The organism is Bacteroides sp. 3_2_5, from assembly GCF_000159855.2.
GTDB classification, from domain to species: domain Bacteria; phylum Bacteroidota; class Bacteroidia; order Bacteroidales; family Bacteroidaceae; genus Bacteroides; species Bacteroides fragilis.
This window is the reverse complement of sequence record NZ_JH636044.1, coordinates 2,623,304-2,637,892: the sequence shown is the minus strand read 5'-3', so window position 1 is coordinate 2,637,892 and position 14,589 is coordinate 2,623,304. Positions and strand designations below refer to the sequence as shown.

Annotated in this window: 9 protein-coding genes and 1 pseudogene; 8 read left to right on the top strand and 2 right to left on the bottom strand. The window is 41.1% G+C overall.

The window, feature by feature from the left end; all coding sequences use genetic code 11:
- Nucleotides 1-12: 12 nt before the first annotated feature.
- Nucleotides 13-2,301: an ABC transporter permease gene (locus tag BSHG_RS07345; RefSeq protein WP_008660097.1), complete on the bottom strand. Its 2,289-nt coding sequence runs from the start codon at nucleotides 2,299-2,301 to the stop codon at nucleotides 13-15.
- 254 nt (nucleotides 2,302-2,555) lie between these two features.
- Between BSHG_RS07345 and BSHG_RS07350 the strand changes: the two genes are divergently transcribed.
- The 6 genes from BSHG_RS07350 (at nucleotide 2,556) to hcp (ending at nucleotide 9,758) form a co-directional block, all read left to right on the top strand.
- On the top strand, nucleotides 2,556-3,365 hold the full coding sequence (locus tag BSHG_RS07350; protein WP_005787439.1) for a metallophosphoesterase family protein: 810 nt from the start codon (nucleotides 2,556-2,558) through the stop codon (nucleotides 3,363-3,365).
- Entirely contained in the window at nucleotides 3,340-4,050 is a 711-nt protein-coding gene (locus BSHG_RS07355) for a hypothetical protein (RefSeq protein WP_005787437.1), read from the top strand. Before BSHG_RS07350 ends, BSHG_RS07355 begins: the two co-directional genes overlap by 26 nt.
- A 138-nt stretch (nucleotides 4,051-4,188) precedes the next feature.
- The gene (locus BSHG_RS07360) at nucleotides 4,189-5,520 is read left to right on the top strand and encodes a sigma-54-dependent transcriptional regulator (RefSeq protein ID WP_005787435.1); all 1,332 of its coding nucleotides are present in this window, start codon (nucleotides 4,189-4,191) and stop codon (nucleotides 5,518-5,520) included.
- On the top strand, nucleotides 5,517-6,830 hold the full coding sequence (locus BSHG_RS07365; protein ID WP_008660093.1) for a sensor histidine kinase: 1,314 nt from the start codon (nucleotides 5,517-5,519) through the stop codon (nucleotides 6,828-6,830). Before BSHG_RS07360 ends, BSHG_RS07365 begins: the two co-directional genes overlap by 4 nt.
- A 115-nt stretch (nucleotides 6,831-6,945) precedes the next feature.
- Nucleotides 6,946-7,611, top strand: a complete 666-nt coding sequence (locus tag BSHG_RS07370) for a Crp/Fnr family transcriptional regulator (protein ID WP_005787429.1) — start codon at nucleotides 6,946-6,948, stop codon at nucleotides 7,609-7,611.
- 515 nt (nucleotides 7,612-8,126) lie between these two features.
- Entirely contained in the window at nucleotides 8,127-9,758 is a 1,632-nt protein-coding gene (gene hcp / locus BSHG_RS07375; RefSeq protein ID WP_008660090.1) for a hydroxylamine reductase, read from the top strand.
- Between the two features lie 126 nt (nucleotides 9,759-9,884).
- On the opposite strand, the gene BSHG_RS07380 is transcribed toward hcp, so the two are convergent.
- A complete protein-coding gene (locus BSHG_RS07380; protein ID WP_005817724.1) occupies nucleotides 9,885-11,072 on the bottom strand; it encodes a uracil-xanthine permease family protein in 1,188 nt (395 codons plus the stop codon).
- Nucleotides 11,073-11,243: 171 nt separating this feature from the next.
- Here BSHG_RS07380 and BSHG_RS07385 point away from each other — a divergent pair, with 171 nt between their 5' ends.
- Together BSHG_RS07385 and BSHG_RS0220540 are read left to right on the top strand one after the other, a co-directional pair.
- Nucleotides 11,244-12,710 (top strand): potassium/proton antiporter, encoded by a 1,467-nt coding sequence (locus tag BSHG_RS07385; protein ID WP_005787423.1) that lies wholly within the window; start codon nucleotides 11,244-11,246, stop codon nucleotides 12,708-12,710.
- Nucleotides 12,711-12,923: 213 nt separating this feature from the next.
- A pseudogene (locus BSHG_RS0220540) lies at nucleotides 12,924-14,589 on the top strand (long-chain fatty acid--CoA ligase).

The following is a 14,589-nucleotide window of genomic DNA, read 5'->3' as shown; positions in this document are numbered from 1 at the left end:
TAATTCATTTGTTTATTCACTTTTAATACTCTTTACCGGATTCTCGTTGGCAATATGCCAAACCTTAATCACTGCACTCAAAAAAATCATAGCCAATACAACTATAGCTATCAGTACAAACCAATATACCTGTAAACTGATTCGTTCAGCGAACTGTCCGAGCCATTGTATGCCCACAAAGTATGCACCGGCAGTTCCAAACAACACCGCAGGCGAGGCAGTCCAAATAATATCTTTGGAAAGCAAGTTCAAAATATGAGAAACTTCCGCCCCATTGACTTTACGTATAGCGATTTCTTTACTACGACGTTGTATTTCGTCAGAAATATACCCAATCAATCCCATCAGAGATATCAGCAAAATAACGACGAAAGCCAACATTACGGCATCACGAAAACGACGTACATTCTGATATTGATCCTCAATGCTATAAGACAGGGACTTAAAAACAATATCCTCTGTAGGATACATCTCTTCCATTGATTTATTAAGTGATCGCAAATTTTCCTCGTATGGTTGTTTGAGCCGGACATGATAGCAATTATTAATCTGCTGTTGACCGATGAATGCCACGGGATCTTGCTCTTCATAATAGCTGTTTACCGGGAAATTCTCCATGACTCCCACTATGGTGAAATTTTCATATTTCTTTCCGACAGCTCCATCAGTCCAACGCATTTGTCGTACAAACTCTTCGTTTACCAATGCCTGATCGGGACCATTGAGATTCCTTCCTTCTTTGATACGGATACCCATAAACGGAACATAGTTATATAAGCACGCATTCAAACGTGTAGTAAATAAAATAATCCCATTCTCATCGGTAACAGCCAAACCTCCATATCCCGAGATGATACTCGATTCACTATCTGAAACATCGCTGACCATAGGAAGTCGGCGAAGATTGTCTAATGCAGACTCCGAATCGGCAAAATTATGATATGTAAATGCGACTCCCTCCGGATTATAGCCTATCGGTTTCGTAGTGATCCGGTTATATTGAAGCAACACCACACATAAGATACCCAGCACAAAAGTAACTCCAGTAAACTGAAGAAAAAGTAAAGTACGCTTCCATCCCCCCTTTCTTTCGGTATAGTTCCGGAAGACATGGGTGACAGGAATAGAAGAAAACAAATGTCCCGGAATAATGCCGGCAACTATAAACAGAATCACGATAACACAAATAGGTACCCATAAAGTCTCCCAAGTGAAAAGAGCACCGATTGAAGCAGAAGCAAGATATTCAATATCCTCTCTGAAATTCAAAACCAATACACTCACCAGTATCAGCGATATCATTATAATGATACCCGTCTCCCAGAGAAACATCGAGAAAATATTCCTTTCACTGGCACCATTACATTTATGTACGCCTATTGCTTTGGCACGTCGGGCAAGTGAAGAGATAGAGATTAGCACATAATTCATGGCAGCGATAAAAAGAATCACCAATCCTAACAGTGACATAATCATCACCATCTTTTGTATGACAGGAGCGCTGGCATGAACTCCACGAATAGGTTGTAATGAATAGCGTATGGCAAATCCCTCTTCAGGTCTGAAAGGAAGATGTTTTTCGATTATAGGATCGATACGTGAGTTGACTTTATCCAGATCAGAGGCATTTTTCAATCGGATGTATCCTTGAAAACTATCTCCACATTCCCAACCCATACATTCCCAATGATGCTTTTCAATAGTAGAGAAAGAGATTACAACTTCGTGATATAAAGAACTGTTCTCCGGAATGTCTTCATAAACTCCTTTTATCGTCATGGGCAAAGTGCGATTATAAAGTAGCGTTTTCCCTATCGGACTTTCATCACCAAATATTCTACGAGCAAAACTCCGTGAAACAAACATGGTTTCAGGATTGACCAATTCACGTGGATCGCCGCTAATAATATCGATACCCATTGTCTTGAAGAAAAGTGAATCAGAAAGAATCATTTTCGGACACTGACGGACATTATTATAAAAAAGAGTGTTATCACCATACCGGATACGAACAACTGTAGATGATTCGATCTCGTCAGGAAAACCTTCGGCTATGGCACCCGGAACCGGAGCAAGAACGACCTGATGTGCCTCTCCTTTCTCTCCGCCAACGTAATAAACAGCATTAATCACACACAATCTATCAACTTCTTTATAATGACCATCAAAGCTCAATTCAAATGCAACCCTGGCAAATAACAGGATGCCGACCAAAAGCCCTAAAGTTAACGAAACTATTTTGGTCAGATTTACACCTCTCCCACGGAGAAGAGTTCGGAAAGTGTAGTACAATTGTCTCATATCAGCCCTGTTTGTATTTTAGAATTTTAATAAATATAAGGTGTCTCTTTCATGCAGATCACCTGAATTTCTTAATTGCACAAAGCGTGCCAAAAGAAGTAATGCACAATAAAACAACGGATTACATAATTCATAGTGCGAGAATGTTGTCTAATTATTAGACACTGTCGTCTATTAATTAGACAGCAACACTTTGTTTTTCATAAAGAAAACTCTATCTTTGCATCGAGTTTTCATACACTAAAATAAAAATTATGAGACAAATAAAAGGAATTACCGCAATCTTTCTTTGTTGTCTGCTAGTTGCCGGATGTGACTTGATAGATTATCATCCATATGACGTCGACATAAAAGGAGAAAGAGACATTAATGCGAAAAATATTCAAAAGATCGAAGCCAAATGCCTGGGAAAGTCTACTATACGCTTTATCGCCATGGGTGACTCGCAACGCTGGTATGACGAAACCGTTGACTTTGTAAACGCTGTCAACAAAAGAGACGACATCGACTTTGTAGTTCATGGAGGCGACTTCAGTGACTTCGGACTTACCGATGAATTTCTTTGGCAAAGGGATATAATGAATAAACTAAAGGTTCCTTATGTAGGACTTATCGGAAACCATGATTGTTTGGGAACCGGAGAAGATGCATTCCGGCAAATATTCGGCGATACAAACTTTTCGTTCATAGCCGGAGGTGTGAAATTTGTATGCCTCAATACCAACGCAATGGAATATGATTATTCGGAACCGATCCCTGATTTTGACTATATTGAAAGACAACTCACAGAACGTGCCGACGAATTTAATAAAACCGTATTCTGTATGCATGCCCGTCCCCTTTGTGATCAGTTCAATAACAATGTGGCCAAAGTGTTTCAAATGTATGTTCGCCAATTTCCCGGTTTGCAATTTTGCACTGTAGCTCACGAACATCGGATCAGTGCGTCAGATGTGTTTGACGATGGCGTGATGTATTATGGAAGCAATTGTATGAAAAATCGCAGTTATTTAGTATTCACGATAAAACCTGATGGTTATGATTATGAAGTGGTTGAATTTTAATTCCATTATTGGCATGGCAGTACTATCGCTGCTGTTTTACACAGAAAACGTCGCTGCACAAACCGACAAAAACGATACCAAACAAAAGATAGATACCATCCAGACAACACAGTCGAAATACAGCAAATATGACAAACGTATTCACCGCTTTCGTAAAGGATGGAATTCACTTATACCTACACACAACAAAATACAATATGCGGGCAACATGGGAATGTTCTCGTTCGGAACCGGTTGGGATTACGGAAAAAGAGATCAGTGGGAAACGGATCTGTTCTTCGGCTTCATACCCAAACATGACTCCCATCGGGCTAAGATGACCATGACCTTAAAACAAAATTACATGCCTTGGAGCCTGGAGCTTGGGAAAGGATTTTCAACCGAACCTTTGGCATGTGGTATCTATTTTAACACTGTTTTCGGACACGAATTCTGGGTACACGAGCCTAGCCGTTATCCGGAAGGATACTACGGATTCTCGTCCAAGATACGCACACACATCTTTCTGGGACAACGGCTGACATACGATATAGATAGAGAACGCCGGTTCTTTGCAAAATCTGTGACTCTCTTTTATGAGCTGAGTACCTGTGACCTATTATTGATCAGCCGCGTAACCAACAGTTACCTGCGGGCTCGGGATTATCTGAGTTTATCCTTCGGACTTAAATTCCAATGGCTTTAGTTGATACGGAAGTAAAACTAGGTGCATAAAGACAAAGACACCTTATTTAAACTCTTTCGAAATTCATAAGAATAAGGAAATGTTGCTAACTTTGTTGCCGACAAATTATTATTCGTATTTAATATTCTATTGACCAAAATGGGAACTATCATCATTGTTGACGATAATAAAGGAGTGCTGACAGCCGTACAATTACTATTGAAAAATCATTTTTCGAAAGTCATTACCTTATCCTCTCCTGTCAGTCTGTCCACAGTGCTTAGAGAAGAAAACCCGGAAGTTGTCTTATTGGACATGAATTTCACTTCCGGAATCAATAATGGTAACGAAGGTCTGTTTTGGTTACATGAAATCAAACGGCAATACAGAGACCTTCCGGTAGTACTATTCACAGCTTATGCTGATATTGATCTTGCCGTACGGGGGATAAAAGAAGGAGCATCTGATTTTGTAGTGAAACCATGGGATAATCAAAAGCTGTTGGAAACTCTTTTAAATGCCGCTTCACAAGCAAAAGACGGAAAGAAAAAGAATCGCAAAAAAGAATCATCTCCGGTTTCTGCCATGTATTGGGGTGAAAGCAGTGCTATGCAGCAGCTCCGCACGTTGATTGAGAAAGTAGCAACGACCAATGCGAATATACTGATAACAGGTGAAAACGGAACGGGAAAGGAAATGCTCGCGCGTGAGATCCATGCTTTATCACCACGCTCTGCCGAGAGCATGATATCCGTTGATATGGGTGCTATCACCGAATCCTTGTTTGAGAGTGAATTGTTCGGGCATGTGAAGGGTTCTTTTACCGATGCCCATGCCGACCGTACAGGTAAGTTTGAAGCAGCAGACCGAAGTTCCCTGTTTCTTGACGAAATAGGAAACCTTCCCTTTCATTTGCAGGCTAAGCTACTGACAGCCATTCAGCAGAGAAGCATAGTTCGTGTAGGTAGTAACCAATCTATCCCCGTAGACATTCGCCTAATCTGCGCAACTAACCGAAACTTGCAGGAGATGGTAGACAAAGGCTTATTCCGTGAAGATTTATTATACCGTATCAACACCATTCATGTAGAAATTCCTCCACTTCGCAAACGTAAAGAAGATATTGTTCCGCTAGCTGAGCGTTTTATAGCCCGCTTTTGCAAACAGTATGACAAAGCCTCTATCAGCCTGAGTCCGGCCGCTTGCGAGAAACTGACCGCACATGCCTGGTATGGCAATATCCGCGAATTGGAACATGCCATTGAGAAAGCAGTCATTATTAGCGATGGTGAAACCATCCCCGCTGAAATGTTCCAATTAGTGCAGAAAACGGAGAACCCGGAAACAGAGACCTCTACTCTTGAAGATATGGAAAAGGCCATGATTCGCAAGGCTCTCGACAAATGTGGAGGAAACCTTTCGGCTGTAGCCGCCCAATTAGGCATTACCCGCCAAACATTATATAATAAGATGAAAAAGTTTGGTTTATGAAAATCCATTTAAAGTTACTCACAGAGCGCTATTGGTTTCGTCTCGGACTAAGCCTCTGTTTCGCCATAACTGCAGCTCTGTCTTATGCCGACAGAGACTTCATTTGGATGGGATTGAGCCTCTGTTTGCTACTATTCAGCATTTGGTGGCAACTTTCACTTTACCGTATTCATACCAAACGAGTTCTTTTCATGATTGACGCCCTCGAGAACAATGACAGCGCCATTCACTTCCCGGAAGAGCAGATAATGCCTGAGACCCGAGAGGTCAACCGTGCACTCAACCGGGTCGGACGCATATTATATAATGTAAAGTCGGAAACGGTACAACAAGAAAAGTATTACGAACTGATAATGGACTGTGTAAACACCGGTGTACTCGTTCTCAATGAAAATGGAGCGGTTTATCAAAAAAATAATGAAGCGCTTCGCCTGCTCGGATTAAATGTGTTTACCCATATCCGCCAACTGAACAAAGTGGATATACAGCTGATGAAGAAAATAGAATTCTGCCGTCCGGGAGATAAAATACAAACTATTTTCAACAATGAACGGGGTACAATCAATTTATCCATTCGTGTATCAGGCATCACTGTTCGTGAAGAACAATTGCGCATTCTCGCTTTTAACGACATCAACAGTGAATTGGATGAAAAAGAAATCGATTCGTGGATACGACTGACACGTGTATTGACTCATGAAATCATGAATTCGGTTACTCCCATCACCTCTCTTAGCGAAACACTACTATCGTTGGCCGATACCCGGGATGAAGAAATACGCCGGGGCTTACAAACAATCAGTACTACGGGAAAAGGCCTGCTCTCCTTCGTGGAATCCTACCGCCGTTTTACCCGTATCCCGACCCCGGAACCATCCTTATTTTATGTAAAAGCTTTTATTGACCGAATGGTAGAGCTGGCACGCCATCAAAACAAATGTGACAACATAACGTTCCATATAGATATTGCTCCTGCTGATCTGATTGTGTATGCCGACGAAAATCTGATTTCGCAAGTAGTAATTAATCTATTGAAAAATGCCATACAAGCTATCGATGCACAGGCCGATGGAAAGATTGAAATACAAGGACGATGTAATGCTGCTGAAGAAGTATTGATTGAAATAAAAAATAATGGCCCTGCCATTCCTTCAGATATAGCAGATCATATATTCATTCCTTTTTTTACCACCAAAGAAGGAGGTAGTGGTATCGGATTGAGCATTTCACGTCAGATCATGCGTCTGTCAGGTGGAAGCATCACTCTGCTGCAAGGCAAAGAAACTAAATTTATTCTGAAATTTAAATAAGTACATAGATTCATAGTGTAATTACTTGCATCATTAACAATGTAATAGCAAGGATATCCGGCAAACAATAAGAAAAGATTTCTGTTATTAATAATATCATTTCAATCTTAAAATTATGACCTACCTCGCTACCAACCCCCTATTCCATGGAATCTCTCCAGAAACGCTTTCCCGTGATTTTGACGGAATCGTATCTCACCTCCGCATGTTCCGTAAAGGAGACATTCTTGCCAGGCAAGGTGATGTATGCAATCGGCTGATGATATTACTGAAAGGCAGTGTCCGGGGAGAAATGATCGATTACTCGGGCAGATTGATTAAAGTGGAAGATATTATTGCTCCTCGTGCAATTGCCCCTCTTTTCTTATTTGGTGCAGACAATCGCTACCCGGTAGAAGTTACAGCAAACGAAGCTACCGAAGTTTTCGAAATTCCGAAAGAAAGCGTACTGAAATTATTTCGACGGAATGAGAAATTCTTAGAGAACTACATGAATCTTTCTGCCAATTATGCCCGAACACTTGCTGACAAACTGTTTTTTATGTCCTTTAAGACGATTCGGCAGAAACTTGCTTCCTATCTGCTACGGATGTTGAAACAACAAGGAGACAGTCCGATACAACTTGACCGCTCACAACAGGAACTGGCTGATTATTTCGGAGTATCTCGTCCCTCTCTGGCACGCGAGCTGGCTCATATGCAGGATGACGGCCTGATCAAAACGGACAGGAAATTAGTGCATATCTTGAGAAAAGAAGATATGATGCAACTGATACAATAAGTTTGAGCAAAATTTAAAGCCTGTTTAAGTATCAGACAGATGGAACGGTAACAGAGTGAGAATCGGACCTTTTTCGCTAAAGACATGGAGGAAAACAAAATGCTTTTATAGGCATAAACAGATAGAATAATAGATACATCACACTATATATCAAACCATTGCGCTTGCTTTCTCTACCAAAACAGAAGGTGGAAGATGGAAGATCGAAATGCATTTTTGTAGGAAGAGTGTACAAAAGCTCCTCTTTGTATCAGTCACTCAAGCGTCCGGATCTTTGATACCTGCCTGTATCACCCGGACAGAAGGTCCGCTTATGGAGTAACGTTCGGTTGCCACATCCTCGTTATCGAAATAACGGACTGAAATGATTCCGGAGGAAAATTAAAACAGTCTCTTAAACAAACTCTAAGATTTCCAATCTTTTTTCTCTTGTTTGTAACATTGGTTACAGAATTACCCCAAATCCTCCTCCTATCTTTGCATCCAGAAAAGAAACCTATTAATACGTAAAAATTATGAGTATGTTCTGTTTTCAGTGTCAGGAAACCGCAAAAGGTACAGGTTGTATCTTAAGCGGAGTATGCGGGAAAACTCCCGAAGTAGCCAATATGCAAGACTTGTTGCTTTTTGTAGTACGCGGAATCGCAGTCTACAATCAGGCGTTACGCAAAGATGGACGTTCTTCTGCCCGGGCAGATAAGTTTATCTTTGACGCATTGTTCACTACCATTACAAATGCCAACTTTGATAAACACGCCATTATCGAGAAAATAAAGAAAGGACTGGAGCTAAAGAAAGATCTAAGTAACCAAGTCACAATAGAACATGCGCCCGACGAATGTACTTGGTATGGTGACGAAACAGAGTTTGAAGAGAAAGCCCAAACGGTGGGGGTGCTGCGAACTTCTGACGAAGACATTCGATCATTGAAGGAGTTGGTTCACTATGGTATCAAAGGAATGGCTGCTTATGTGGAGCATGCCTATAACTTAGGATATGAGAATCCGGAGATATTTGCATTCATGCAATATGCTTTGGCTGAATTGACCCGCGAAGATATTACTGTGGACGAACTGATAACCCTCACACTCGCTACGGGTAACCATGGTGTGCAGGCTATGACCCAACTCGATACTGCCAATACCAGCCATTACGGAAATCCGGAAATCTCCGAAGTAAACATTGGTGTTCGAAACAATCCGGGTATCCTTGTCAGTGGACATGACTTGAAAGATATTGAAGAACTGTTGCAACAGACTGAAGGTACCGGTATCGACATATACACACACAGTGAAATGCTACCGGCTCATTATTATCCTCAGTTGAAGAAATATAAACACCTGGCAGGAAACTACGGTAATGCCTGGTGGAAACAGAAAGAGGAATTTGAAAGTTTCAACGGTCCTATCCTCTTCACTACTAATTGCATTGTTCCACCACGCCCGAATGCGACTTATAAAGATCGCATCTATACGACAGGCGCAACCGGCTTGGAAGGTGCTACCTACATACCCGAACGAAAAGACGGAAAGCAGAAAGATTTCTCCGTTATTATTGAACATGCACGGCGTTGCCAGCCACCAGTGGCAATAGAAAGTGGTAAGATTGTAGGTGGATTTGCTCATGCGCAAGTAATCGCACTGGCCGATAAGGTGGTTGAAGCAGTAAAAAGCGGTGCTATCCGTAAATTTTTTGTTATGGCCGGATGTGACGGGCGAATGAAAAGTCGCAGTTACTACACAGAGTTTGCAGAAAAGCTACCGGCAGATACGGTAATCCTGACAGCAGGGTGCGCCAAATACCGATATAATAAATTACCTCTGGGGGATATTAATGGCATTCCTCGTGTACTGGATGCAGGACAGTGTAATGACAGTTACTCATTGGCTATAATTGCTATGAAGTTGCAGGAAGTCTTCGGACTAAAAGACATCAATGATCTTCCGATTGTATATAACATTGCGTGGTACGAACAAAAAGCCGTTATTGTTCTGCTGGCTCTGTTGGCACTTGGAGTGAAAAAGATTCATTTAGGGCCGACGCTTCCTGCATTCTTATCTCCTAACGTGAAGCAGGTACTGATCGATAATTTTGGAATTGGCGGTATCAGTACAGCAGACGAAGATATTGCAAAATTTTTGGCATGATAATGTACAAGTAAGTAAGAGGAGCGTTATAATTCACCACAGAGTAACACAGAGTGAACTTAATCTATTTATCTGTGTAATCCTGTGGTGAATATGAGCACTGACACCTCTTCTTACTTTTTTCATTCATCTCTCTTCTCTTGGCAGTACCAGATTCAAGCCTACTCCTACCAATGCAGCAAGACCGATTCCCGACAGTGAGAATTCGCCCCATGCCAATACGGCACCACCGATGCCAATAGTCAGAGTCAGCGAGACAATAATGATATTACGTGTCCGGCTCAAGTCAATACAATTATTGACAAGGTTAGCAATTCCCGCGCAAGCGATCGTACCGAATAAGAGTAACATGATTCCTCCTAATACAGCCGAAGGAATAGACTTCAATAAAGCGCTGACTTTACCGATTACGGAAAACAGAATGGCCGTAATCGCCGCTATTCTTATTACTTGAGGATTCGTCACTTTAGTAAGCGACATGGCTCCTGTAACTTCCGAATAGGTAGTTACAGGAGGTCCTCCCAATAAACCGGCACAAAGACATGCCAAGCCATCACCTAATAGTGTGCGATGCAACCCGGGATCTTTTACATAGTCTTTTCCCGTCACAGTGTTTACCACATACACATCCCCAATGTGTTCTATCACCGGAGCAATAGCCACCGGCATCATAAACAAAATAGGTTCCCACGAAAACTGTGGAAACACAAACTGTGGAAAACCCAACCACGCAGCGTTTCTGACTCCCGACATATCAACATCATAAAAGATCAGCGCAGCAATATATCCCACAATAATTCCACAAAAAATAGGTATTAACTTCAATAGTCCCTTCGCCCGAATAGATACAATCACGGCAGTAAACAACGAAAGCAACGCCAATGTCCAGTTTTCCTTTGCCATATTCACTCCAGTCCCGGCAAGTGAAAGCCCTATCAATATAATTACCGGACCAATAACTACCGGTGGAAACAGGCGCTCGATCAACCTGATACCCTGCCATTTAACTAAAGCACTCATAACAAAGTAGACCATTGCAACGCCTACCATTCCCGAAAGTGTGCCGGCAAGTCCATACAGTTCGGTTGCTTTAATAATAGGAGCAATAAATGCAAAACTACTACCTAAAAAAATAGGGACCTTCCCTTTTGTTACCAGATGAAAAAGAAGTGTGCCGATACCGGCAGTAAACAAAGCTGTAGAAGGATCGAGCCCGACCAATAAGGGGACAAGTACAGTAGCTCCAAAAGCCACAAAAAGGAACTGTACTCCTACTACTCCTTTGCGTAAAGGAGAAAGATGATTTGAATCCATATAGAATAGAATGATATTATTTAAGCTGCAAAAATAACATTTTTAAACTATTTTACAGCTATTTGGAACATAAATACATCCAAAGAGCGTTTCTATTTGTTACATAATTTAAGTAACTTCGCACAGTGAAATGTAAAATAACAAATTAACAACCCTTAGTACTCATTGCTTATGATTTTTACCGCTGAAAACATTCTACTCATTGGTTCTATTTTACTATTTGTCAGCATTGTTGTCGGAAAAACCGGATATCGCTTCGGAGTGCCGGCCTTATTATTATTCCTTCTTGTAGGTATGCTTTTCGGAAGCGACGGATTGGGATTACAATTTCATAATGCCAAGATAGCCCAATTTATAGGTATGGTTGCCCTTAGCGTCATTCTGTTCTCCGGAGGTATGGATACTAAATTCAAAGAAATTCGTCCTATTCTTTCTCCGGGAATCGTACTTTCAACAGTGGGAGTATTTCTCACGGCACTTTTTACCGGATTATTCATTTGGTATCTTTCGGGAATGAGTTGGACCAATATCCACTTTCCATTGATCACTTCCCTATTACTTGCATCTACCATGTCGTCAACGGATTCTGCTTCAGTATTCGCCATCCTCCGTTCGCAAAAGATGAATCTGAAACATAACCTACGTCCTATGCTTGAACTGGAGAGCGGAAGCAACGACCCAATGGCCTATATGCTTACCATAGTCCTGATACAATTCATTCAATCAGATGGCATGGGTACAGGCAACATAATCGGTTCATTCATCATCCAATTCTTGGTAGGTGCTGCTGCCGGATATATCTTGGGAAAACTGGCGATATTGATACTCAACAAAATAAATATCGATAACCAATCACTTTATCCCATTCTGTTATTGTCTTTTGTATTCTTCACTTTTGCCATCACCGATCTGCTTCGCGGTAATGGGTATTTGGCTGTATACATTGCCGGCATGATGGTAGGTAACCATAAAATAACTTTCCGAAAGGAAATTGCAACATTCATGGATGGTCTGACCTGGCTGTTCCAAATCATTATGTTCCTTATGTTAGGACTGCTTGTCAATCCTCACGAAATGATTGAAGTTGCCGTTGTAGCATTGCTTATCGGAGTATTCATGATCGTTATCGGACGACCATTAAGCGTATTCCTTTGTCTTTTACCATTTAGGAAGATTACTTTAAAATCCCGTCTGTTTGTCTCGTGGGTAGGGCTACGAGGAGCTGTACCCATCATTTTCGCAACTTATCCGGTAGTGGCAAACGTGGAAGGATCGAATATGATTTTCAATATCGTGTTTTTTATTACGATTGTTTCATTGATTGTACAAGGAACAAGTGTTTCGTTTGTGGCACGCTTGTTACACTTGTCCACTCCACTCGAAAAGACCGGAAATGACTTCGGTGTAGAACTTCCGGAAGAGATAGATACTGATCTTTCGGATATGACCATTACTATGGAAATGCTGAATGAGGCAGACACCCTGAAAGATATGAATTTGCCAAAAGGTACTTTAGTAATGATCGTCAAACGTGGTGATGAATTTCTTATCCCCAACGGCACACTAAAATTACATGTAGGAGACAAACTGCTGCTGATCTCAGAGAAAAATAAGCAGGAAACGGTTAAGAATGAATAGAAAATCATGATAAAAACACAGAGAACGTGAAATCCACATATCATTTTCGATATTGGCAGAACGTGTCTCTGTGTTCATTCTATCTTAGATAATCGATAAATAGAATGACCTACCCTCCGTTAATTTAACGTAAAACTTTACGAGAGAATTCGGTTTCCGTTAATAGAATATTAATTTTGCGCAGTTTTTAACTGAATGTGCAGAAATTACAAAATGGAACAAGAACAACGGTTCATTGGTTATATTGAACAAAGCATCATAAACAACTGGGATGCAAACGCCCTGACAGACTACAAAGGAATCACCCTTCAATATAAGGATGTAGCCCGCAAAATAGCCAAATTTCACATTATATTAGAAATGGCCGGTATTCAACCGGGTGATAAGATCGCTGTCTGTGGCCGCAATAGCGCCCATTGGGCTGTAACCTTTTTGGCCACCGTGACTTATGGTGCTGTAATTGTTCCCATTTTACATGAATTTAAGGCTGACAATATCCATAATATCGTCAATCACTCTGAGGCAAAACTCCTCTTTGTAGGTGATCAGGTATGGGAAAACCTTAATGAAGATCGGATGCCTTTACTTGAAGGTATATCTTCTTTGACAGACTTTACTCCACTTGTGTCGCGCAATGACAAACTGACATATGCACATGAACACCGTAATGAGATATATGGACAGCGATATCCTAAAAATTTTCGTCCGGAACATATCTCCTACCGTAAAGATATGCCGGAAGAGCTGGCTGTTATAAATTACACATCAGGAACAACAGGTTATTCCAAAGGAGTGATGTTACCCTATCGTAGTCTTTGGTCAAACATTGCTTATTGTCACGAGATGCTTCCGGTAAAACCTGGTGATCACATCGTTTCGATGCTTCCCATGGGGCACGTATTCGGCATGGTCTACGATTTTCTTTACGGATTTTCTGCGGGTGCACACCTCTACTTCTTGACACGTATGCCGTCTCCCAAAATCATTGCACAATCATTTGCCGAAATCAAACCGAGAGTAATTGCTTGTGTACCGTTGATTGTAGAAAAGATTATTAAAAAAGATATTCTCCCCAAACTGGATAATAAAATAGGTAAGTTGTTGCTGAGAGTACCCATTGTTAACGATAAAATTAAAGCAGCTGCCCGGCAAGGCAGCAATGGAAATTTTTGGTGGAAATTTTGATGAAATTATTATCGGAGGAGCTCCGTTCAATGCAGAAGTGGAAGCTTTTCTTAAACAAATAGGATTTCCATACACCATTGCCTATGGTATGACAGAATGTGGTCCCATCATTTGTTCCAGCCGCTGGGAAACTCTCAAACAGGCTTCATGCGGTAAAGCTACCAGCCGAATGGAAGTGAAAATAGATTCTCCTGATCCGGAAAATATTGCAGGAGAAATTATTTGTAAAGGTACAAACTTAATGTTGGGATACTACAAAAATACGGAGGCCACTTCACAAATCATCGATGTAAACGGATGGCTCCACACTGGAGATTTGGCTACCATGGATTCGGAAGGATATGTAACAGTACGAGGTCGGAGCAAGAATATGTTACTTACTTCAAGCGGGCAGAATATTTATCCGGAAGAAATAGAAAGCAAGTTTAATAACATGCCTTATGTGTCCGAATCGTTGGTTCTACTCCAGAAAGATAAACTTGTAGCACTAATCTACCCGGATTTTGACGATGCTTTCGCACACGGACTGTTGCAAAGCGATATTGAGAAGATAATGGAAACCAACCGAATAGAACTCAATCAACAACTTCCGGCCTACTGTCAGATTACTAAAATCAAAATCCACTTCGAGGAGTTTGAGAAAACAGCGAAGAAGAGCATTAAACGATTCATGTATCAGGAAGCAAAAGGATAA

Bases quoted from the DNA above. Each gene is read 5' to 3' on its own strand.
- BSHG_RS07355 (WP_005787437.1), top strand. From the start codon at position 3,340: ATGATTATGAAGTGGTTGAATTTTAATTCCATTATTGGCATGGCAGTA.
- BSHG_RS07365 (WP_008660093.1), top strand. From the start codon at position 5,517: ATGAAAATCCATTTAAAGTTACTCACAGAGCGCTATTGGTTTCGTCTC.
- BSHG_RS07380 (WP_005817724.1), bottom strand. From the start codon at position 11,072: ATGGATTCAAATCATCTTTCTCCTTTACGCAAAGGAGTAGTAGGAGTA.
- BSHG_RS07360 (WP_005787435.1), top strand. From the start codon at position 4,189: ATGGGAACTATCATCATTGTTGACGATAATAAAGGAGTGCTGACAGCC.
- BSHG_RS07385 (WP_005787423.1), top strand. From the start codon at position 11,244: ATGATTTTTACCGCTGAAAACATTCTACTCATTGGTTCTATTTTACTA.
- BSHG_RS07345 (WP_008660097.1), bottom strand. From the start codon at position 2,301: ATGAGACAATTGTACTACACTTTCCGAACTCTTCTCCGTGGGAGAGGT.
- hcp (WP_008660090.1), top strand. From the start codon at position 8,127: ATGAGTATGTTCTGTTTTCAGTGTCAGGAAACCGCAAAAGGTACAGGT.
- BSHG_RS07350 (WP_005787439.1), top strand. From the start codon at position 2,556: ATGAGACAAATAAAAGGAATTACCGCAATCTTTCTTTGTTGTCTGCTA.
- BSHG_RS07370 (WP_005787429.1), top strand. From the start codon at position 6,946: ATGACCTACCTCGCTACCAACCCCCTATTCCATGGAATCTCTCCAGAA.